General features: G+C 36.5%; 21 protein-coding genes. 16 read left to right on the top strand and 5 right to left on the bottom strand.

Translation table 11 applies throughout. The annotated features are described in order from the left end of the window. Positions 1 to 203: 203 nt before the first annotated feature. The 13 genes from LK994_RS08025 (at position 204) to LK994_RS08085 (ending at position 11,133) form a co-directional block, all read left to right on the top strand. Entirely contained in the window at positions 204 to 1,034 is an 831-nt protein-coding gene (locus LK994_RS08025; protein ID WP_229759555.1) for an outer membrane protein assembly factor BamD, read from the top strand. Further along, positions 1,003 to 1,344 carry a DNA-directed RNA polymerase subunit omega gene (locus LK994_RS08030; RefSeq protein ID WP_229759556.1) on the top strand — a complete coding sequence of 114 codons (342 nt, stop codon included), beginning with the start codon at positions 1,003 to 1,005 and terminating at the stop codon, positions 1,342 to 1,344. The genes LK994_RS08025 and LK994_RS08030 overlap by 32 nt, the downstream gene beginning before the upstream one ends. Positions 1,345 to 1,414: 70 nt before the next feature. Beyond that, complete coding sequence (coaBC, locus tag LK994_RS08035; protein ID WP_229759557.1) at positions 1,415 to 2,605, top strand: bifunctional phosphopantothenoylcysteine decarboxylase/phosphopantothenate--cysteine ligase CoaBC; 1,191 nt, start codon at positions 1,415 to 1,417, stop codon at positions 2,603 to 2,605. After that, positions 2,598 to 3,515, top strand: a complete 918-nt coding sequence (gene porD / locus LK994_RS08040; RefSeq protein WP_229759558.1) for a type IX secretion system protein PorD — start codon at positions 2,598 to 2,600, stop codon at positions 3,513 to 3,515. The genes coaBC and porD overlap by 8 nt, the downstream gene beginning before the upstream one ends. Beyond that, on the top strand, positions 3,512 to 3,877 hold the full coding sequence (locus LK994_RS08045; RefSeq protein WP_229759559.1) for a DUF4296 domain-containing protein: 366 nt from the start codon (positions 3,512 to 3,514) through the stop codon (positions 3,875 to 3,877). The genes porD and LK994_RS08045 overlap by 4 nt, the downstream gene beginning before the upstream one ends. Positions 3,878 to 3,879: 2 nt before the next feature. Then, the gene (locus LK994_RS08050) at positions 3,880 to 4,575 is read left to right on the top strand and encodes a CoA transferase subunit A (protein WP_229759560.1); all 696 of its coding nucleotides are present in this window, start codon (positions 3,880 to 3,882) and stop codon (positions 4,573 to 4,575) included. Positions 4,576 to 4,633: 58 nt separating this feature from the next. Then, positions 4,634 to 5,290 (top strand): CoA transferase subunit B, encoded by a 657-nt coding sequence (locus tag LK994_RS08055; RefSeq protein WP_229759561.1) that lies wholly within the window; start codon positions 4,634 to 4,636, stop codon positions 5,288 to 5,290. A gap of 35 nt (positions 5,291 to 5,325) precedes the next feature. Then, positions 5,326 to 6,615 (top strand): aminopeptidase P family protein, encoded by a 1,290-nt coding sequence (locus tag LK994_RS08060; RefSeq protein WP_229759562.1) that lies wholly within the window; start codon positions 5,326 to 5,328, stop codon positions 6,613 to 6,615. A 7-nt stretch (positions 6,616 to 6,622) separates the two neighbouring features. Next, entirely contained in the window at positions 6,623 to 7,396 is a 774-nt protein-coding gene (locus tag LK994_RS08065; RefSeq protein WP_229759563.1) for a CDP-alcohol phosphatidyltransferase family protein, read from the top strand. After that, complete coding sequence (gene purS / locus LK994_RS08070) at positions 7,396 to 7,650, top strand: phosphoribosylformylglycinamidine synthase subunit PurS (protein ID WP_229759564.1); 255 nt, start codon at positions 7,396 to 7,398, stop codon at positions 7,648 to 7,650. Before LK994_RS08065 ends, purS begins: the two co-directional genes overlap by 1 nt. 41 nt (positions 7,651 to 7,691) lie before the next feature. Then, the gene (gene rsmI / locus LK994_RS08075) at positions 7,692 to 8,420 is read left to right on the top strand and encodes a 16S rRNA (cytidine(1402)-2'-O)-methyltransferase (RefSeq protein ID WP_229759565.1); all 729 of its coding nucleotides are present in this window, start codon (positions 7,692 to 7,694) and stop codon (positions 8,418 to 8,420) included. A 237-nt stretch (positions 8,421 to 8,657) separates the two neighbouring features. Continuing rightward, positions 8,658 to 10,592, top strand: coding sequence for a M1 family metallopeptidase (locus tag LK994_RS08080; protein ID WP_229759566.1), 1,935 nt, complete (start codon positions 8,658 to 8,660; stop codon positions 10,590 to 10,592). Positions 10,593 to 10,596: 4 nt separating this feature from the next. Beyond that, the gene (locus tag LK994_RS08085) at positions 10,597 to 11,133 is read left to right on the top strand and encodes a GNAT family N-acetyltransferase (protein ID WP_229759567.1); all 537 of its coding nucleotides are present in this window, start codon (positions 10,597 to 10,599) and stop codon (positions 11,131 to 11,133) included. Here the strand turns inward: LK994_RS08085 and rsmG are convergent. Together rsmG and LK994_RS08095 are read right to left on the bottom strand one after the other, a co-directional pair. Continuing rightward, positions 11,113 to 11,727 (bottom strand): 16S rRNA (guanine(527)-N(7))-methyltransferase RsmG, encoded by a 615-nt coding sequence (rsmG, locus tag LK994_RS08090; RefSeq protein WP_229759568.1) that lies wholly within the window; start codon positions 11,725 to 11,727, stop codon positions 11,113 to 11,115. The genes LK994_RS08085 and rsmG overlap by 21 nt on opposite strands. Further along, entirely contained in the window at positions 11,718 to 12,851 is a 1,134-nt protein-coding gene (locus LK994_RS08095) for a glycosyltransferase (RefSeq protein WP_229759569.1), read from the bottom strand. Before LK994_RS08095 ends, rsmG begins: the two co-directional genes overlap by 10 nt. Positions 12,852 to 12,939: 88 nt before the next feature. Here LK994_RS08095 and tgt point away from each other — a divergent pair, with 88 nt between their 5' ends. After that, positions 12,940 to 14,124 (top strand): tRNA guanosine(34) transglycosylase Tgt, encoded by a 1,185-nt coding sequence (gene tgt / locus LK994_RS08100; protein ID WP_229759570.1) that lies wholly within the window; start codon positions 12,940 to 12,942, stop codon positions 14,122 to 14,124. A gap of 22 nt (positions 14,125 to 14,146) precedes the next feature. On the opposite strand, the gene LK994_RS08105 is transcribed toward tgt, so the two are convergent. Next, positions 14,147 to 14,542, bottom strand: a complete 396-nt coding sequence (locus tag LK994_RS08105) for a PRC-barrel domain-containing protein (protein WP_229759571.1) — start codon at positions 14,540 to 14,542, stop codon at positions 14,147 to 14,149. 267 nt (positions 14,543 to 14,809) lie between these two features. Between LK994_RS08105 and LK994_RS08110 the strand changes: the two genes are divergently transcribed. After that, on the top strand, positions 14,810 to 15,526 hold the full coding sequence (locus tag LK994_RS08110) for an OmpA family protein (RefSeq protein WP_229759572.1): 717 nt from the start codon (positions 14,810 to 14,812) through the stop codon (positions 15,524 to 15,526). A gap of 107 nt (positions 15,527 to 15,633) precedes the next feature. Beyond that, positions 15,634 to 16,719: an LptF/LptG family permease gene (locus LK994_RS08115; protein ID WP_229759573.1), complete on the top strand. Its 1,086-nt coding sequence runs from the start codon at positions 15,634 to 15,636 to the stop codon at positions 16,717 to 16,719. A gap of 2 nt (positions 16,720 to 16,721) precedes the next feature. Here the strand turns inward: LK994_RS08115 and proC are convergent, their stop codons facing one another. Together proC and purL are read right to left on the bottom strand one after the other, a co-directional pair. Next, positions 16,722 to 17,516: a pyrroline-5-carboxylate reductase gene (gene proC / locus LK994_RS08120; protein ID WP_229759574.1), complete on the bottom strand. Its 795-nt coding sequence runs from the start codon at positions 17,514 to 17,516 to the stop codon at positions 16,722 to 16,724. Positions 17,517 to 17,558: 42 nt separating this feature from the next. Next, on the bottom strand, positions 17,559 to 19,802 hold the full coding sequence (purL, locus tag LK994_RS08125; RefSeq protein WP_229759575.1) for a phosphoribosylformylglycinamidine synthase subunit PurL: 2,244 nt from the start codon (positions 19,800 to 19,802) through the stop codon (positions 17,559 to 17,561). Between the last annotated feature and the right edge of the window lie 193 nt (positions 19,803 to 19,995).

The raw sequence follows: 19,995 nt of genomic DNA on the forward strand, positions 1-19,995 counted from the left end.
AGCTTAATCCTGCCTAGATTAAAAATTTGATATCTCTGTAGGCTTATTTCCTTTAAATGCCTTTACCAGCCTTTAAATGCCTAAAAGATGATATTTTCGAATCAGGATAATCTGAACGTTTACAAAACCTTAACTACCTTTATTTTGTCGTTAAATAATTTATGTTGATTTTCGGGTAATTTCCATTAATTTTGCACTCCTTTATGAAGTTTTTTAGCGTATTGATTTCGGTGGTTTTAATGTCTTTTCTTTTTACAGCTTGTAGTAAATACGGCAAAGTGTATAAGAGTAAAGACTATGCCTATAAATTAACCATGGCAGATAAGTTCTTCGATGAGAAGAAATATACAATAGCACAGGAATTATACGAGGAGTTGTATCCGGTGTATAAAGGCACGGATAAGTTTGAAGAGATCTATTATAAAGATGCGCTTTGTTTCTATTATTTAAAAAATTATAGAGATGCTGAGAATTTTTTTAAAGGATTTCTGGAGGTTTTCCCTAATAGCAGTAAAGCGGAGGAAGTAGATTTTTTGCATGCATTGTGTTTTTACAAGCAATCGCCTAAGCTAGAATTGGATCAAACCAATACAGCAAAATCTATCGGTGTGATGCAGACATTTATTTCTACCCATCCAAATTCGCCGAGAAATAAGGAAGCTACAGAAATTATTGATAAGTGTCGTGCTAAATTAGAGTTGAAGGAATTACGTGCCGCTGAATTATATTATAAGGTAGGGCAATATAGAGCCGCAGCGTTGGCCTATACAGATTTGCTTAACAACTACCCGGAATCTTTAAGAGGGGATGAATATAAGTTTAAAACGATCAAAGCATACTATCAATTTTCTAAACTAAGCATCACAGAAAAGCAGATAGAGCGTTTTGAAAAAGTGATAACAGAATACCAGGATTTCGTTGATAGATACCCAGAAAGTAAATTGCTGAAAGACGCAGAAGAGTATAATAATTTAAGTAAAAATTACATAAAAGAAATACAAAATGAGCAAATTAAGACGACAACTAAGCTCTAGTACCAGTAATGTGGTTGAGCCAAAAAATCTGTTTGATTTAAAAGAAAAAACAGGAAATCTTTATGAGTCGATTGCTATTGTTGCAAAACGAGCAAACCAGATCAATATTTCTATAAAAGAAGAATTGCATAATAAGTTGGAAGAATTTGCCAGTCATACCGATAGCCTGGAAGAAATTCATGAAAACAAAGAACAGATTGAAATTTCTAAAGCTTACGAACGTATGCCTAACCCTGCTTTATTAGCATCGCAGGAGTTTATGGAAGACAAAGTTTATTTCCGTAAAAATGACGAAGATTTATTTAGTTAGTCTTTAGCATTTTTTATGGATAAGAAGTTATAATTTTATCCCGTCTGCCTCAGGCAAGACGGGATTTTTTATGTTACAAGGAAAAAAAATATTGTTGGGTGTTACGGGTAGTATAGCTGCTTATAAGATACCTATACTCGTTAGGTTACTGATTAAACAAGGTGCGGAAGTTAAGGTAATAGTAACACCATCAGCTAAGAATTTTGTTTCTTCCCTCACGCTTTCTACGTTATCAAAACAGCCGGCATTAAGTGATCTGGAAACGAATGACTCATGGGCCAATCATGTGATGCTAGGCAGATGGGCAGATATAATGCTGATAGCTCCACTAAGCTGTAATTCGCTTGCTAAAATGGCTGCCGGACTTTGCGATAATTTATTGATGGCAGTTTATCTGTCGGCAACTTGCCCGGTTGTAGTGGCTCCTGCAATGGACGAGGATATGTGGCTTCACCCATCAACCAGATCAAATATAAATAAGATACGTGATTTTGGTAATCAAGTGATCCCGGTTGATAATGGGGAATTGGCTAGTGGTTTATCAGGTGAAGGAAGAATGGCCGAGCCAGAAGCAATTGTAGCTTGGTTAGACGATTTTTTTTTTAACGCAAATCAACTAAAAGGGAAAAAAGTACTTGTAACTGCCGGTCCTACTTATGAAGCGATAGATCCGGTCAGATTTATTGGTAATCATTCTTCCGGGAAAATGGGAGTTGCCATTGCTAATGAGTTTAAAAAAAGAGGAGCTGAAGTTACGTTGATCCTGGGACCGTCTCAGATAATGGTGCCAGATAATATAAGAATAATACATGTCCAGTCTGCAGATGAAATGTTCTCAGCAGCGGTAAATGTTTTCGAATCTGCAGATATAGCTGTTATGAGTGCTGCGGTGGCTGATTATACGCCTGTAAACATCTCAAATGAAAAGATAAAGAAGCAAACAGATAGCTTTTCGATTGAATTAAAGAAAACAAAAGATATTCTGAAATATCTGGGCGAATGTAAAAAGGCCGGTCAATTTTTAGTTGGCTTTGCATTGGAAACAACGAATGAAAAAGAATACGCACTCAAAAAATTAAAAGATAAGAATGCAGACATGATTGTGCTGAATTCATTAAGAGACAATGGCGCAGGCTTTGGTCATGACACTAATAAAATAACTATTTTTGATAAGCAGGAAAATGAGCATCTTTTTGAAACAAAATCCAAAACAGAGGTGGCTGCTGATATTGTAAATACTATCATTCAATTATATGCATAAAGTAAAAATAATTTTCTTTTTTCTGGTTGTGTCGAATCTTACAAAAGCACAAGAGTTCAATGCAAGAGTAACTATCAATAGTAGTGCTATAGGAAGAGAAGTCAATAAAAATGTTTTTCAAACTTTACAAACATCTATTACGAATTTTATAAATAATCGTAAATGGTCAACAGATGTTTATCAAGCAAATGAAAAAATAGATTGCAGTTTCTTGCTTAATTTACAACCAACATCGGATGCAAATGTTTATTCGGCATCATTAACTATACAAGCAGCTCGTCCTGTATTTAATTCATCTTATTTATCTCCGATAATTAACTACCAGGACAAAGAGGTAAGTTTTAAATATATAGAATTCCAGCAACTAGAATTTAATGATAACAGAGTGGCAGGATCAGATGCTCAGATGTCAAATTTGACAGCGATTCTTGCGTACTATGCATACATGATCCTTGGTTTTGATCAGGACTCATACTCTCCTAAAGGAGGAACGTTATATTTTCAAAAGGCACAGAATATTGTCAATACCGCACCTGAATCAAGAACAATATCAGGATGGAAGGCATTTGACGGGATTCGAAATCGGTATTGGTTATCCGAAAATATGCTGAATAGCCGGTATACGATCATACATGATGTATATTATAATTATTACAGAAAATGTTTTGACAAATTGTATGAAGATGAAAAAATAGCCAGGCAGGAATTAATGAATGTGTTAAATCTGTTAAATACATTTAACACAGATAATCCTAATACCATGATCAATCAGTTCTTTTTTCAAGGAAAATCAACTGAGCTGATCAAAGTTTTTTCAAAAGCTGCGCCACAGGACAAAGCAAGGGCTTCTGAGATACTGCAGAAACTGGATATTACCAATGCCGCCAGATATAAAGATGAATTGAAATGAACCTAAAATTATTATTGTTTTTTTGTGTAATTTTTTTTACTGGTTGTAATACTTCTGTAACTTCTTCTGCCGATGTATTAGGTAAGAAAAAAATGCAGGAAGTTTTGTGGGATATCATTCGGGTGGAAGCTTATACAAAACAATTTATTAAAAATGATTCTACTAAAAATAGTGCTGAAGAAAATTTGAAGTTGCAGCAACGGGTTTTTGCAATACATCATGTAACAAAGGAAGCGTTTTACAGCAGCTATCAATATTATCAAGATCATCCGTTGGAGATGCAGCCTATATTGGATAGCATCATAAGTGCAAAGCAACAGGCAGAAAGAGACAAATATTTACAGCCAATAAAAAAACTATAAATATGCCGATCAACAAAGTATACACAGATGCAGCTACAGCAATTGCTGATATACATAATGGGGCTATACTTATGTTGGGTGGTTTTGGTTTGTGTGGAATTCCGGAAAATTGTATCAGGGCACTTGTTCAGCGCAAGACAAAGAATCTTACCTGTATTTCAAATAATGCAGGGGTGGATGATTTTGGTATAGGGTTAATGTTGCAACAAAAGCAGGTAAAGAAAATGATCTCAAGCTATGTAGGGGAGAATGCTGAGTTTGAAAGACAATTGTTAAGTGGTGAGCTTGAAGTAGAACTTATTCCGCAAGGAACATTGGCAACAAGATGTATGGCAGCAGGATATGGAATGCCTGCAATTTTCACACCGGCAGGAGTAGGCACTGAAGTTGCTGCAGGAAAAGAAGTTAGGGTCTTTAATAGCAAAGAATATTTATTGGAATATGCATTTGATGCCGATTTTGCTTTGGTAAAAGCATGGAAAGGTGATACAGATGGGAATTTGATCTATAAAGAAACAGCTCGAAATTTTAATCCGTTGATGGCTATGGCTGGAAAGATAACAATCGCTGAGGTCGAAGAATTAGTACCGGCCGGAGCATTAGATCCGAATTATATACACACACCTGGTATATACGTACATCGTATTTTTCAGGGAAGGGATTATGAAAAAAGAATTGAACATAAAACGGTTAGATAATTTGAATATTTGAACACTATTAATTTATCCCAAATATTCAAATCAATATTTTTTACTTATGCTTTCTAAAGAACAAATAGCACAGCGGATTGCCAGAGAGTTAAAAGATGGCTATTATGTTAATCTCGGGATTGGGATACCTACTTTAGTGGCTAATTATATTCCTGAAGGTATTCATGTTGTGTTACAAAGTGAAAATGGATTATTGGGCATGGGGCCTTTTCCGTTTGAAGGAGAAGAGGATCCGGATCTGATCAATGCAGGTAAACAAACAATTACAACAATACCGGGTTCCGCTTTTTTTGATAGCGCTATGAGTTTTGGTATGATACGGGCAGGAAAAGTAGACCTGACGGTATTAGGAGCCATGGAAGTAAGTGATACCGGTGATATTGCTAACTGGAAGATACCCGGAAAAATGGTGAAAGGAATGGGAGGTGCAATGGATCTGGTGGCTAGTGCAAAGAATATCATTGTGGCAATGATGCATACAAATCCAAAAGGTGAAAGTAAATTATTGAAAGAATGTACACTACCGATTACGGGTAAACGATGTGTAAAAAAAATTGTTACGGAGTTAGCGGTATTAGATATTACTGAAGATGGATTTAAATTGATTGAAAGGGCCCCGGGAGTGAGTGTAGATGAAATTGTTGCAAAAACAGCCGGAAGATTGGTCGTTGATGGTGAAATTAAAGAAATGATTTTTTCTTAGACACGATAAAATATAGACACCGTAAATTTTTTTGTATGAAATACTTGCCATTAAATCCTGAAATATTTATCCAGAACAGGAAACGTTTTGTAGAAAGAATGGAAAAAAAATCCATTGCAATTTTTAATAGTAATGATGAATTGCCTAGCAATGGAGATTCTTTACATAAATTTAAACAAAACAGTGATCTAATATGGTTAACCGGAATTGAGCAAGAAGAAACGATGTTGGTATTGTTTCCTGATAATCCTGATCCAAAATATAGGGAAGTGCTGGTGTTGGTTAGACCAAATGAATTGAAAGAAAAATGGGACGGACACAGACTCCGGGCTAAAGAGGCTACCGAAATATCAGGCATACAAACAATTGTGTGGTTAGATACGATTGAAGGCATTTTGCAACCGTGGATCCATGCAGCAGAAACAATATACCTGAACACAAATGAAAATGATCGTAAAGCAAATTGGGTTCCAGTAAGGGATTACCGGTATGCCGAAATGATGAAACAACGTTTTCCTTTACATAATTATAAACGAAGTGCGAAAATCCTCAAAGACCTCCGTGCTATAAAAACTGCATTGGAAGTAGAAGTGATGCAGAAGGCAATGGATATTACAGATGTGGCTTTCAGACGTTTGCTTACATTCATTAAGCCCGGGGTAATGGAGTATGAAATAGAGGCTGAGATCATGCATTCTTTTTTAAGTCAACGAGCAACTGGACAAGCATACAGCTCGATCGTTGCAAGCGGAGATAGAGCAAGAACTTTGCATTATGTAGAAAATAGCAGAGAATGTAAGGATGGGGAATTGATTCTGATGGATTTTGGCGCCGAGTATGGTAACTATTGTGCTGATCTTACAAGGACCGTTCCGGTTAACGGAAAATTTTCCCGTAGACAAAAAACTGTGTACAATGCCTGTCTGCATTTGCATAAATATGCGGCAAGTATTTTAAAACCAGGGATCAGTATCATAGATTATACAGAAAAAGTAGGTGATGAGGCTACTGTTGTTTTTCAAAAAATAGGATTGCTGAAAAAATCTGATATTAAGAATGAAAGTGCTGATAGCAGAGCCTACAGAAAATATTTATATCATGGCATATCCCATCACCTGGGTATTGATGTGCATGATCTGGGCACAAGAACGGAACCGATAAAAGCAGGGATGGTATTTACAGTTGAACCGGGTATCTATATTGAAGAAGAGCAGATGGGTATCAGAATTGAAAATAATTTTTGGGTGACAAAAAATGGGAATAAAGATCTGATGAAAAATATTCCGATCACTGTTGAAGACATAGAAGCATTCATGAAAAAATAGAAAAATAATGACCAAACAAATTCCCAACATTTTTACTTTACTAAATCTTTTTCTCGGTTGTATTGCTATCGTTTTTGCTCTGCAAACAGAAAATATTATTATCTATACGGACGATCAATTCAGCAGTAGTTTTAATATTCCGGAAAAATTATCTTATGCAGCATTGTTATTATTCGCTGCGGCAGTGGTTGACTTTTTAGATGGGTTTGTTGCCAGATTGCTAAAAGCAACATCTGAAATGGGGAAGCAATTAGATTCACTTAGTGATGTCGTAAGTTTTGGTGTTGCCCCGGGAGTGATCTTATATCAACTGTTGAGAATGAGCTTTGCCAGAGAGGAAAACGGATTAGAAGTTTCTATGATCTGTTTACTACCTGCGTTTTTGGTTAGTTGTGCTGCTGCATACAGATTAGCAAAATTTAATATAGATGAAACACAGGGATACAGTTTTAAAGGGGTTCCGACACCTGCAGTAGGTTTATTAGTTGCCTCGTTTCCATTGATATTGCATTATGGCAGTGGCTTATTGAACGTGAACGACTGGCTTATCAATAAATGGTTTTTATACGCTGCAGTATTACTGCTTAGCTGGTTAATGGTAAGCAATCTGCCCATTATGGCCTTAAAATTTAAAGATTATACCATTAAAAATAATATGCCAAAACTTATACTGTTAGGGGTAGCGCTTATAGCGATTATTTTATTAAAATGGTTAGCTGTTCCGATTATTTTCATTGCGTATATTATTTTATCTTTGGCCCTCAAAAATAAAACTACATAATGACCTTCACTGCACAAGTAAAAGTAATGCCACACAAAGAATTGTTAGATCCGCAAGGAAAAGCAGTTATGGGTGGACTTAGCAACTTAGGATTAGCCGCTATTAAAGATGTTAGAATAGGAAAAAGCATCAGCCTGCAAATAGAAGCAGATACTGCTGAAAATGCAAAACAAATTGCCGAAGAAGCAGCCAAGAAATTATTGGCAAATGCTGTGATGGAAATGTTTGAAGTAGATGTAACCCCAAACGCCTAAAGAGCTTTTCAAAGAGCTTAGTGAATTCATAACATAAAGATTTGAGTGATACACAGCACCAGAATGATAATGCTCCAGGTGCCTCCTTTAGGGGGCTAGGGGGGAAGCTATATATTGTTCCAACGCCTATTGGCAATCTAGCCGACATGACCTACCGGGCAATCGATATACTTAAAAATGTGGATCTTATTCTGGCAGAAGATACCAGAACCTCTTCAGTTCTCTTACAGCATTATCAGATACAAAAACCAATCACACCGTATCATCAACACAACGAACATAAGATTGTAGAGCATCTTGCCACACAATTATCCGGAGGTAAAATAATGGCATTGCTTACAGACGCAGGTACACCTGGTATCAGCGATCCTGCGTTTTTACTGGTACGTGAATGTGTGAAAAATAATATTGATGTAGAATGTTTACCTGGTGCCACAGCCTTTGTACCTGCGCTGGTAAACAGCGGCTTACCCATTAATAGTTTTTGCTTTGAAGGTTTCTTGCCTTTAAAAAAAGGGAGACAAACTTTTTTAAAGCGGATGGCTGAAGAAGAACGTACGATGGTCTTTTACGAAAGTCCCATGCGATTGGTAAAAACGCTACATGATTTTATAGAATATTTCGGCGCCGATCGTCAATGTTGTGTAAGCCGTGAGCTCACAAAAAAATTCGAAGAAAACAAACGAGGCTCTCTACAGGAAGTGCATGATCACTTTAATGCAAAACCTGTAAAAGGGGAGATAGTGATTGTGGTGGAAGGAAAGAAGTAATAAAATATTTCTGTTCGGATTATATAAGTCTTGTAAAATTTCTCCTCAAATAAAATTAACATTCCTTTTATTTCTCTTACACAGAGTGTACCGAGAAGATACAGCGTTTCACAGAGAATCTACTCCCTCTATGCATTCTCGGTAAATTTCAGTAAAAAATATCTATAAAAACCTTCCATCATTATCTATACTGTTATATCTATTATTTTACCGAAATTTACTCATTAAACATTTCACATGAAAAGATTCTTATTTCTTATTTCTTGTTCCCTGTTTCTTATTTCATCAATTGTTGCACAACCTGACAGGTGGCAGCAAAAAGTAAAGTACACCATGAATATAGATATGGATGCAGTTACCAATAAGTTTACAGGTAAACAGAAATTAGAATACACCAATAATTCTCCTGATGTTTTGAACAAAGTATTTTATCATTTATACTTCAATGCTTTTCAGCCAAACAGCAGTATGGATATGCGTAGCAGAGAGTTGGGCAAACAAACTATCAATGGCAGGCAAGATTGGGATGGTAGAGTAAGAGACAGGATATTAAATCTTAAAGAAAATGAAATAGGGTATCAAAAGATCGTCTCGCTAAAAGTAAACGGAGTGCCTCAGCCATTTAAATATCACGAGACAATTTTAGAAGTGAATCTTACTAAACCAATTTTACCTAAAAGCAAAGTTGTTTTTGATATGGAGTTTGAAGCACAGGTTCCATTACAGGTAAGAAGAAGCGGAAGAGATAATCCTAACACAGGTGTTCGTTACAGTATGAGTCAGTGGTATCCAAAGTTGTGTGAGTATGACCAGGAAGGCTGGCATCCTACGCCCTATATTGCCAGAGAGTTTTATGGGGTTTGGGGAGATTTTGATGTAACGATCAATATTGATAAAACATATAAGATCGGAGGTACAGGTGTATTAATCAATGCTAATGAAATAGGGTGGGGCTATGATAGTTTAAATACAACTGATCTGAAACCTACCAAAAAGGCTAAACGCATCTGGCATTTTATTGGTAATAATGTACATGATTTTGTTTGGGCGGCTGACCCTGATTATAAACACCTTGTTCGTAAAATGCCTAATGGTGGACCAATGCTTCATGTAATTTATAATTACAAACCTAACGACAAAAAAAATGATTCGGATTGGGAAAAGGTAGCCGATGCTGCTGTAAAAGTATTGCCGTTCATTGAAACCAATTTTGGTAAATATCCTTATCCTCAATATTCGTTTATACAGGGGGGGGATGGAGGGATGGAATACCCGATGGCTACTTTGTTGAATGGACCGGGTTTAGGTGGTGTATTTCATGAATGGATGCATAGTTGGTATCAGATGATGTTGGGTACCAACGAGAGCATGTATGCATGGATGGATGAGGGATTTACCAGTTTTGCAGAAAATCTGGTTACTAAATTTTATGATAATAGATCATCTATTGAAGATTATAAAGCAGCACTGGCAAATAATCCTGAGAATGAAAATTTAAAAGAACTACTAACACAATTACCCAATGATCATTGCGATGGCTATGCCAGTTATTTTCAATTAGTAAAAAATGGTCTGGAAGAACCGTTAACCACTCATGCAGATCATTTCAACAGCAACTTTGCATATAGTATTGCTTCATATTGCAAAGGTGAAGTTTTTTTAGAACAGCTTGGTTATATTCTTGGAGCATCGGTAAGGGATAAAATTTTATTGGAGTATTATAAATTGTGGCGTTTCAAACATCCAAATGCAGATGATTTTATACAGGTAGCGGAAAAGACAAGCGGTATAAAATTAGATTGGTATAAAGAATATTGGTGCAACACTACCAAAACCATCGATTATTCTGTTGATAGTTCCTGGGAAGAGAATGGTGTATTAAAGATCAGAATAAAAAGAATAGGTCAAATGCCAATGCCTGTCGATCTACAGGTTACTTTAAAAGATGGAAGTACTGAGATGCATTATGTTCCATTGAATTTGATGTATGGAGAAAAACCTGCAGAGAATACTGTAGAAAAAAGAGAAGTGCATGAAGAATGGCGTTGGACGCATCCGGTTTATATTGTTGAGATCAAACATCATTTATCTGATTTGAAAAAAGTAGAAATAGATCCTTCAAAAAGAATGGCTGATGTAGATAGGAAAAATAATGTATTTGAATTAAATTAGAAAAATGACGATCAATATCAGAAGACTGACTATTGAAGATGCGGAAGCTTTGTCTGCAATCGGTGCAAAAACGTTTTATGATACATTTACGGGAACATGTACTGAAGAAGATATGCAACAATTCCTCGAAGAGTATTATAATATTGACCAGGTAAAGAGAGAGTTAAGTGATCCGGAAGATTATTATTATTTTGCTGAAATCGATAATGTTCCGGTTGGGTACCTCAGGCTTAAAGAAGATTACACAAGTTTTGAAACGATGAAGCAGTGGAAAGCTTTGGAATTAAAAAGACTCTATGTCTTACAAACGCATCTGGGGAAAGGCATAGCGCAGGTGCTGATGAAGTTTGCTATTAATTTTGCCAAGCAACAGAATTATGAAGTGGTGTGGCTGGGCGTTTGGGAACATAATTTACGTGCAAGAAAATTCTACGAAAAAGAAGGATTTAAGAATACAGGGTATACGCATGATTTTCCAATTGGTAATACACCACAAACTGATTGCTGGTATTGGAAATTTTTAGAACGGAACCTGCAGTAAAAATTTTTCCTTAAAGAAAGGCTCATCAAATATTTTTTCAATTTCCCATACCCTGGGTTTACAGCCACTTTCATGAATTTCCTGTGCCAGATCACCGCCCTTTAAACAGATCAATCCTTTACAGTTTGGCCCCTTTTGTAACAAAGGCTTGCTCCAATACCATAAATCTTTAAGTGGTGCAACAGCCCTAGAAGTCACTACATCAAATTTCCTGTTCTTAATATCTTCTGCTCTGGAGTGCTGCGTAGTAAGATTTGTTAACCCGATAGCAGTAGCAATTTCATTTACCACTTTCAGTTTTTTATTAATGCTGTCTACCAGGTGAAATTGTGTGTCCGGAAAAAATATTGCAAGTGGAACGCCGGGGAAACCACCACCACAACCCAGGTCCATCACCTGCATATCTTTAGTGAATTCAAATTGAGTTGCAATGGCTAAAGAATGCAACACATGGTGTTCATAAAAATTATCAATATCCTTACGGGAAATGACATTGATCTTTTCATTCCATTCTGTATATAATTCTTTCAATGCGGCAAACTGGTCAAGTTGCTTTTCAGAAAAATCAGAAAAATATTTTAAAACTATTTCCAAGTGTTGGTTGGTTTTTTGATCAATGCTACTGCAAAAATCAGGTAATAAAAAAACATCCACAAATCAAAAAACAAAAAAAGCGGATACAGGTCCTTCTCATTTAATTTTTTCATAGCAGGTAAGTAAATAACTGCCTGAATAACGAAACGTATGCCGAATACGATCAATGCCCATTGCCAACAATAGAATATGGCACTAACCATCAGTAAAGGAAAAAATAAAAAATGAGATAATGAATACAATCCCAATAAAAATTTATGCAGTGGTTTGTAATACTTTCCGGTGCTATAATGCCTGGTCTTTTGTCTTGTCCATTGGCCCCAGGTAGTCACGGGTTCACTTAATGTAAAAGCATCTTTGTCAATATTAATTTTTGTGTTCTTTTTTGTGGCGGCCATATTAATAAACAGATCGTCATCTCCACTGGGTATATTATTATGCGCTGAAAATCCTTTGTGACGGAAGAAGACTGTTTTCTTATAACTCAGGTTTCGACCAACACCCATATATGGTTTACCAGCTAATGCGTAAGAGAAATATTGTAAAGCGGTATGAAATGTTTCCCATCTTACTAATTTATTCAGGAGCCCATGTTTTTTTATATATGCTCCATATCCCAAAACGATCTCTGTGTCATCGTCATAAGTTTCCTGCATTTTGTCTATCCAAAATTCACTAGCCGGTACACAATCAGCATCTGTCAATAAAACTATTTCATATTTGGCTGTTTTAATGCCGATACTTAAAGGGAATTTTTTGCCGGGTATTAATTTTGCTTCTTGTTTTAATTCTACAAAAGTTAATTGCTTGAATTCTTTTTTGAACTCTTCCAGTAAATATTTACTGTCATCAAATGAGTTGTCATCTACCACTATCACTTCATGTGTGGTACGGTACTGTTGCAATAAAGAGCCGGGTAAATTCTTGGCCAGATTAGCGGCCTCGTCTCTTGCACAAATAATTACCGATACAGGATGTGTTTGTGAAGTGGCTTTAGGCTTCGCTTTATAAAAAGCCAGTCTTGTATAAAAGAACAGGTAATAAAAAATTTGTATGAAAGCTACGATACAAAAAATGATAAAAACAATACTATGCCAGTGTGCCAGGAGTTCATTAAAGTTCATAGCGGCAAATTTATGACTGTTTAAGGTAAAATATTAGCTGTTTTGAATTTCTGCGATCGTATTTGTGGGAATGTTTATAAAATGTTTCATGCGTATCTTCGCAGCTAACTTTTATTCCGGTTCAGGAGCATATATGGCAGCACTACAATTCGACTTACAACATACAGATATAAATACCAAGGCGAGAGCGGGTAAGATAACCACTGATCATGGCGAAATATTAACGCCTATATTTATGCCTGTAGGTACAGTTGGTAGCGTAAAAGCGGTTACTCAACAACAGTTATTTGATGATGTAAACGCTCAGATCATTTTGGGTAACACCTATCACTTATATCTGCGTCCGGGCTTGGATATCTTAGAGGCTGCAGGAGGGTTACATAAATTTAATGGATGGAGCAGGCCTATCCTAACAGATAGCGGTGGTTACCAGGTATTTTCATTGGCTAACAATAGAAAACTGGCTGAAGAAGGTGCACTTTTTCAAAGTCATATTGATGGAAGTAAACATCTTTTTACTCCTGAAAAAGTAATGGATATACAAAGAACTATTGGAGGTGATATTATTATGGCGTTTGATGAATGTCCGCCATATCCCAGCGATTATAAATATGCAAAGGATTCAATGGAATTGACACATCGCTGGCTAGACAGATGCTTTACGCAATTTAATTCTACACCGGATAAATACGGATATACACAAAATCTTTTTCCGATCGTACAGGGAAGTACTTATAAAGATCTTCGAACTGCATCTGCTGAATTTGTTGCATCTAAAAATGCTACGGGTAATGCTATTGGCGGGTTGAGTGTTGGTGAGCCGATGGAAGTGATGTATGAATTTACTGAGTTGTGTTGTGATATATTACCGAAAGAAAAACCAAGGTATTTAATGGGTGTGGGTACGCCGTGGAATATTTTGGAAGGAATTGCGTTGGGGGTGGATATGTTTGATTGTGTGATGCCTACCAGAAACGGCCGCAATGCTATGTTGTTTACCAGCAATGGGATAATAAATATTGATAACAAAAAATGGGAGAAAGATTTTTCCCCTATCGATGATGGTATACCTTGTGAGGTAAGTAATTTTTACAGTAAGGCATACCTGAGACATTTGATGAAGGCGAAAGAATACTTAGGGTACACAATAGCAAGTGTCCACAACTTGGCTTTTTATTTGTGGTTAGTGACCGAAGCCCGCAAGCAAATAATTACCGGCACTTTTCCAGGCTGGAAAAATGAAATGATGGTTAAACTGCAACAACGATTATAGATATTTTATGCTTCCGGAGTTTTTACCAAAAAGTCCAGGTGGCATTAGAATCGTAATCGTAATAATGAATATTGGTTTCAGGCCAATGATTCTTGTCAAATCCGGGAGCTTCTTCTAGAACAGACCTAGGTTGATCGAATATAAACATTCTCCTTGCTGAATCAATTCTCAACATATTGAACGGGATAGCAAAATATTTTTTATTTAAACTCAGGAATCCTCCGAACTCAATAACATAATATTCTATTGTTCCATCCTGTACATTGAGCATGATGTCTTTTATATCTCCCAGATGTTCATCCTTCGTATTATGAACCTTATCTCCAATAATAGATTTGGCAGTTAACACCTTCAACGGCACATTAGGGTAATTCCCTTCAGTATTTACGCCTGTAATATTTTCCTGAAAAATTTCCATAGTTATTTTTTTTTATGGTTATCAATTCAATAAAAAATTACCGGTTCATCTAATAAATATTGCCGAAAATTTCATGCCAAATCAAGTTAATATGCAGAAAGGAGTTTATCGCTCAAACTCTTATCAATACTTAGTTATTTACTTTGTTTTCAATACGTTAATGAAATGTAAAACAGGGCATGTAACGCTATGTCTGTGATTTTTGTCTATTGATTGGCATAATAATTGAAAAACCAATCTTATCTTTAAAAATTATAATCACTAAATATGACAAAAAGATATTTCTACAGCCTATTGATCTTATTACTTCCTGTTTTTGGGGTTGCACAGAATACCCCGGTTACTGCAGCAAACATACCTAAAGACGCACAGGTTGATGTTTCGATGGTAGATGCTAAGAGTGGCAAAATATTACCAAGTGAAATTGTGGTTTTTAAAAGCCAGGCAAATGGCACAGAATTTCAAGGTTTGACCAATGATCAGGGGCGTTTCTCTTTAAGGCTTCCGATCGGTGCCAAGTACGATATCTTTATACTTGGATTTAAAGATTCTACTGCTTATCCGCTTATTTTGGATATACCTGCATTATCAGGAACCAAATTCTATAATAAGCCTTTTACTGTAGACATAGAGTTTGAAGCACCCGGGTCGTTCGTATTGGATCATTGTACGTTTGAGACAGGGAAAGCAGACCTGACGCCTGAAGCCTTTCCTGTATTGGATGAATTAGTTGAGTATTTAAAAAGAAAGGATGACGAAAGGATTGAGATTGGCGGTCATACCGATAATGTAGGTACAGCGGCTAAGAATTTGATCTTATCTCAGGATAGGGCAAATACTGTAAGAGCTTATCTTTTGATGAAAGGGATCGCTCCAGACAGAGTAACCGCCAAAGGATATGGATTAACCCAGCCAATAGCAGAAAATACAACTGCAGAAGGTAGAGCGATCAACAGAAGAACAGAAGTGAAAACATTAGATTGATCTGATTTTTTATAATAAGATGACAGGAGTTGAATTTATTCAACTCCTTTGTTTTTTTGATAGACCAATACAACGCTGTTTTAATTACTTTTGCACCGTAAGTGTTTATGAAAAAAATCGACCGCTATATATTAAGCAAATACCTTACTACTTTTTTCTTTTGTCTGTTATTGTTTACAGTAATTGTAGTGGTAATAGATCTTAGTGAAAAAACAGATGATTTCGTAAAATCGAAATTATCCGGGTGGCAGATATTTGTGCAATATTATACAGGTTTTATTCCTCGGTTGGATGCGATGCTTTTCCCACTGTTTGTTTTCATTGCAGTTATTTTCTTTACTTCAAAAATGGCAGAAAGGTCGGAAGTGGTGGCGATACTTAGTAGTGGTGTAAGTTTTCGCCGGTTTTTATTTCCTTATTGGGTCGGCGGTATTTTCTTAACAGTCTTACTTTGGTCGGTATATCATTTTGTTTTACCGGATGCAAATACCAAATGGGGGATATTTCAGGCTAGATACCTGGATATGAATTTTGGCGGAGCCCCCGATGCTACCAAAAATTATTATTTCAGGATAGACTCTTCTTCATATGCAGGTATACGCTATTATGATACTACCAGCAAAAGGGGGAGTAGTTTTTTTGTACAAAAATTTGATAAAGACCAAATGGTATATAATCTGAGAGCAGATAATATTGTTTGGGATACAGCATCAAAAAAATGGAGCTTAACAAATGCAATGGAGCGTTTCTTTAAAGGGAAAAAAGAGACGATGAAGTTCAGTCGTTCGTTGGTAATGGATTATAATTTTAAACCCAGAGACCTTAAAAAAGAAGAGTATTTAAAAGATCGCTTACCCACACCTGAATTGAATGAAGTGATTAGGATGGAAAAGTTAAGAGGGTCGGAAAATATTAATTCTTTTCTGGTAGAAAGATATAACCGTGATTCAATACCGGTGTCTGTAGTCATTCTTACATTGATTGGCGCAATATTGGCATCACGTAAAGTAAGAGGAGGGAGTGGACTTCATCTTGCAGCTGGAGTATTGTTGAGTGTTTTGTATGTGCTCTTCAGCAGGTTTGCATTGGTATTTTCTACCAAAGGAGATTTTTCTCCCTTGATAGCGGCATGGTTACCCAATGTATTTTTCGGATTACTTGCTTTTTATTTGTATAAAAAAGCGCCGAAATAAATTTATCCTTTAATGATCTTATCGTAGCTGGTAGCAATTCCTTTTATTAAAGAAGAACTGAATCCCTGGTGTTCCATCTCATTTAACCCTGCAATAGTACAACCTTTTGGGGTAGTTACTTTGTCTATCTCCTGTTCTGGGTGAGTGCCTTTTTGTAATAATAATTCAGCAGCACCTTTTACCGTTTGTGCAGCGATCAGATTAGCGGTAGCTGCATCAAATCCGATCTCAATACCGCCTTGTATATTGGCACGAATGTATCGCATTGCATAAGCAGTACCACAAGCTCCCAATACGGTAGCAGCATCCATTAATTTTTCATCAATAACTACTACTTTACCCACTGTACAAAACAGGTCTTTTACAAAATTAACCTGGCTCTCTGTTGCATTTTTAAAACTCAGGCAGGTCATGCTTTCCTGTATAGCAATTGCGGTGTTAGGCATAGCTCTGCAAACAGCCATTTTCTTTTTAACGATCTCTTCAATATCGCTGATCGAAATACCTGTCAATACAGAGGAAATAATATGTTTACTGTTCAATACAGTTTTTAAACCACTCAATACATCTTTGACCTGGAATGGCTTTATTGCTAATATGATCAATTCACTATTACGTACAGCCGAAGCATTGTCAGAAGTGACTTTTACACCTTTGTCCTGCAATGATTTTAACGTGTTGGTATTTCTTTTAGTAATTGTAATATCAGCGGGCTTACAAAATTTGCTTTTTAATAAACCTTCGGCGATAGCGGTACCTAAATTTCCCCCACCTATAATAGCAATTTTTTTACTCATGATTGATTGTTTAACATTGATCTACGCAATTTATCTCTTTTTTTACAAAGCAGCTAAAGCCTGTTCACTTTCCTGACCAGCTAACAGATTCCCGATCGCATTGTCATATTTTTCTTTCCATTCTGAAATCGATCCCCAGTTTTCGGCCCCTACTTTAATTTCTCCGCTTGTTACTTTGCCCAGTTGAGTAAAACGGATCGCTTGTTTTTTTATAATTTCAGTAAATGCAGTCAGTTTATCGGATGATACCGAAACAATTACCCTGCTTTGTGCTTCACCAAATAGATATGCATCTGCTCTCAGAGAAGCTTCTACTGTTGATAATTCAAATCCAAGATCACGATTAAATCCACTTTCTACCAAGGTGATAAATAACCCTCCTTCACTTATATCGTGTGCACTTTCTACTACTTTGTTTTTTATCAATTCACTTACAGACTGTTGTAAAGTAAATTCTTCATTCAAATCAAAATATGGAGCAGGGCTAAATTCAATACCATGTATTTTATGTAAATACTCAGATGAATGAATATCGTTTCTATTTTGACCAATCATAAAGATAAGGTCGCCTTCTTTCTTGAAATCCATCGTCATCGCATCGCCAATACTATCTATCAAACCAACCATTCCGATAGTAGGTGTTGGATAAACCGGTCCATCAGGAGATTGATTGTAGAAGCTAACGTTACCACCGGTAACGGGTGTATCGAATTTTACACAAGCTTCACCCATTCCTTTAATAGCATTTACAAACTGGTAATATACTTCAGGGTTATATGGGTTTCCAAAATTCAAGCAGTTGGTTACACCTAGTGGTTGGCCACCACTGCACACAATATTTCTTGCAGCTTCGGATACAGCAATCATAGCGCCCTTGTAAGGATCTGCAAAAACGTAACGGCTGTTACAGTCTGTTGTTAATGCCAATGCTTTGTTGGTAGGCTTAGCAATAACAACGGCAGCATCGCTTGGTAAATTGGTAGAGATAGTTCCGGCACCAACCATGCTATCGTATTGCGTATATACCCAACGTTTAGATGCAATGTTTGGGATAGTGATCAATTGTTCTGCCACAGTTTTCAGGTCTGTCGGAACTGCTATCGTATCAACGTTGAATTTTTTTATTTCTTCCAGGTATTTCGGTTCGGTATACTCTCTTTCATACTGAGGAGCTCCACCTCCTAATACCAATTCATGAGCAGGAACTTTTGCTTCCAGTACGCCATTCATATAAAAATTCAGGAAGCCATCATTTGTTACATATCCAATCTCACTGCAAGGTAGATCCCATTTTTCAAAAATATCAATGACTGCTTTTTCTTTTCCTTTTTCTACCACCATTAACATTCTCTCCTGGCTTTCACTTAACAGTAATTCCCATGCTTTCATATTTTTCTGACGCATCGGAACTTTGTCCAGATCAATATGCATGCCTGTATTTCCTTTTGCACTCATTTCGGCTGTGGAGCATATAATGCCAGCTGCTCCCATATCCTGCATACCTACAACGGCATCAGTTTTCAATAATTCTAAACAGGCTTCTAATAATTTTTTTTCTTGAAAAGGATCGCCTACCTGTACCGCAGGGAGATCTTCAACGCTATCTGCAGTAATATTCGCAGAGGCAAAACTTGCCCCTCCAATTCCGTCTTTGCCTGTGGCACTACCTACAAAAAAAACCGGGTTGCCAGCAACATTACCTGAAGTAGCAGAGATAGTTGTACCGTTTTTCAATGTGCCAACACTCATGGCATTTACTAACGGATTAGTATGATAGCAGTCTTCAAAATAAATCTCTCCTCCAACTGTAGGTACACCAAAGCAATTCCCATAATGACCGATGCCATGTACTACTCCTGCAAGTAAGTGCTTTGTTTTAGCTTCTGTCAAATTTCCAAAGCGAAGAGAGTTAAGAGATGCAATTGGTCTTGCTCCCATCGTAAAAATATCTCTATGGATACCCCCCACACCTGTTGCTGCTCCCTGAAAAGGTTCTAATGCAGAAGGATGGTTATGCGATTCAATTTTGAATACTACACCATAGCCATCTCCTATGTCCATTAATCCGGCATTTTCTTCACCTGCTTTTACCAGCATTTTTTTTCCTTCTCTGGGTAGTGTTTTCAGCCACTTGATTGAATTTTTGTAACTGCAATGTTCACTCCACATTGCACTAAAGCAACATAGTTCTGTAAAGTTTGGTGTACGTCCGAGCTTTTGTTTTATCAATTCAAATTCTTCGGCGGTAAGTCTTAATTGTTCGGCAGTGGTGGCTGTAATTTCCATATTTTTTTATTACACTAATTACGATTGAATTAATATCAATTTGATTTATTTTATTACACGTTATTTTGTATGTATTGCACTTTTACTAACCAGATAGAGGTTTTGAAATTAAATAACCTTAATTCGTGTAATTCGTGTAATTGTTTAATTCGTGTAATAAAATGCAAAAGTACAACCTGTATTTCTTTTTAAG

Source organism: Ferruginibacter lapsinanis (assembly GCF_020783315.1).
GTDB lineage: Bacteria > Bacteroidota > Bacteroidia > Chitinophagales > Chitinophagaceae > Ferruginibacter > Ferruginibacter lapsinanis.

Excerpts from the sequence above, each read along its gene's own strand:
- LK994_RS08025 (WP_229759555.1), top strand. The coding sequence starts at position 204 with ATGAAGTTTTTTAGCGTATTGATTTCGGTGGTTTTAATGTCTTTTCTT.
- LK994_RS08030 (WP_229759556.1), top strand. The coding sequence starts at position 1,003 with ATGAGCAAATTAAGACGACAACTAAGCTCTAGTACCAGTAATGTGGTT.
- coaBC (WP_229759557.1), top strand. The coding sequence starts at position 1,415 with ATGTTACAAGGAAAAAAAATATTGTTGGGTGTTACGGGTAGTATAGCT.
- porD (WP_229759558.1), top strand. The coding sequence starts at position 2,598 with ATGCATAAAGTAAAAATAATTTTCTTTTTTCTGGTTGTGTCGAATCTT.
- LK994_RS08045 (WP_229759559.1), top strand. The coding sequence starts at position 3,512 with ATGAACCTAAAATTATTATTGTTTTTTTGTGTAATTTTTTTTACTGGT.
- LK994_RS08050 (WP_229759560.1), top strand. The coding sequence starts at position 3,880 with ATGCCGATCAACAAAGTATACACAGATGCAGCTACAGCAATTGCTGAT.
- LK994_RS08055 (WP_229759561.1), top strand. The coding sequence starts at position 4,634 with ATGCTTTCTAAAGAACAAATAGCACAGCGGATTGCCAGAGAGTTAAAA.
- LK994_RS08060 (WP_229759562.1), top strand. The coding sequence starts at position 5,326 with ATGAAATACTTGCCATTAAATCCTGAAATATTTATCCAGAACAGGAAA.
- LK994_RS08065 (WP_229759563.1), top strand. The coding sequence starts at position 6,623 with ATGACCAAACAAATTCCCAACATTTTTACTTTACTAAATCTTTTTCTC.
- purS (WP_229759564.1), top strand. The coding sequence starts at position 7,396 with ATGACCTTCACTGCACAAGTAAAAGTAATGCCACACAAAGAATTGTTA.
- LK994_RS08080 (WP_229759566.1), top strand. The coding sequence starts at position 8,658 with ATGAAAAGATTCTTATTTCTTATTTCTTGTTCCCTGTTTCTTATTTCA.
- LK994_RS08085 (WP_229759567.1), top strand. The coding sequence starts at position 10,597 with ATGACGATCAATATCAGAAGACTGACTATTGAAGATGCGGAAGCTTTG.
- LK994_RS08095 (WP_229759569.1), bottom strand. The coding sequence starts at position 12,851 with ATGAACTTTAATGAACTCCTGGCACACTGGCATAGTATTGTTTTTATC.
- tgt (WP_229759570.1), top strand. The coding sequence starts at position 12,940 with ATGCGTATCTTCGCAGCTAACTTTTATTCCGGTTCAGGAGCATATATG.
- LK994_RS08105 (WP_229759571.1), bottom strand. The coding sequence starts at position 14,542 with ATGGAAATTTTTCAGGAAAATATTACAGGCGTAAATACTGAAGGGAAT.
- LK994_RS08110 (WP_229759572.1), top strand. The coding sequence starts at position 14,810 with ATGACAAAAAGATATTTCTACAGCCTATTGATCTTATTACTTCCTGTT.
- LK994_RS08115 (WP_229759573.1), top strand. The coding sequence starts at position 15,634 with ATGAAAAAAATCGACCGCTATATATTAAGCAAATACCTTACTACTTTT.
- proC (WP_229759574.1), bottom strand. The coding sequence starts at position 17,516 with ATGAGTAAAAAAATTGCTATTATAGGTGGGGGAAATTTAGGTACCGCT.
- purL (WP_229759575.1), bottom strand. The coding sequence starts at position 19,802 with ATGGAAATTACAGCCACCACTGCCGAACAATTAAGACTTACCGCCGAA.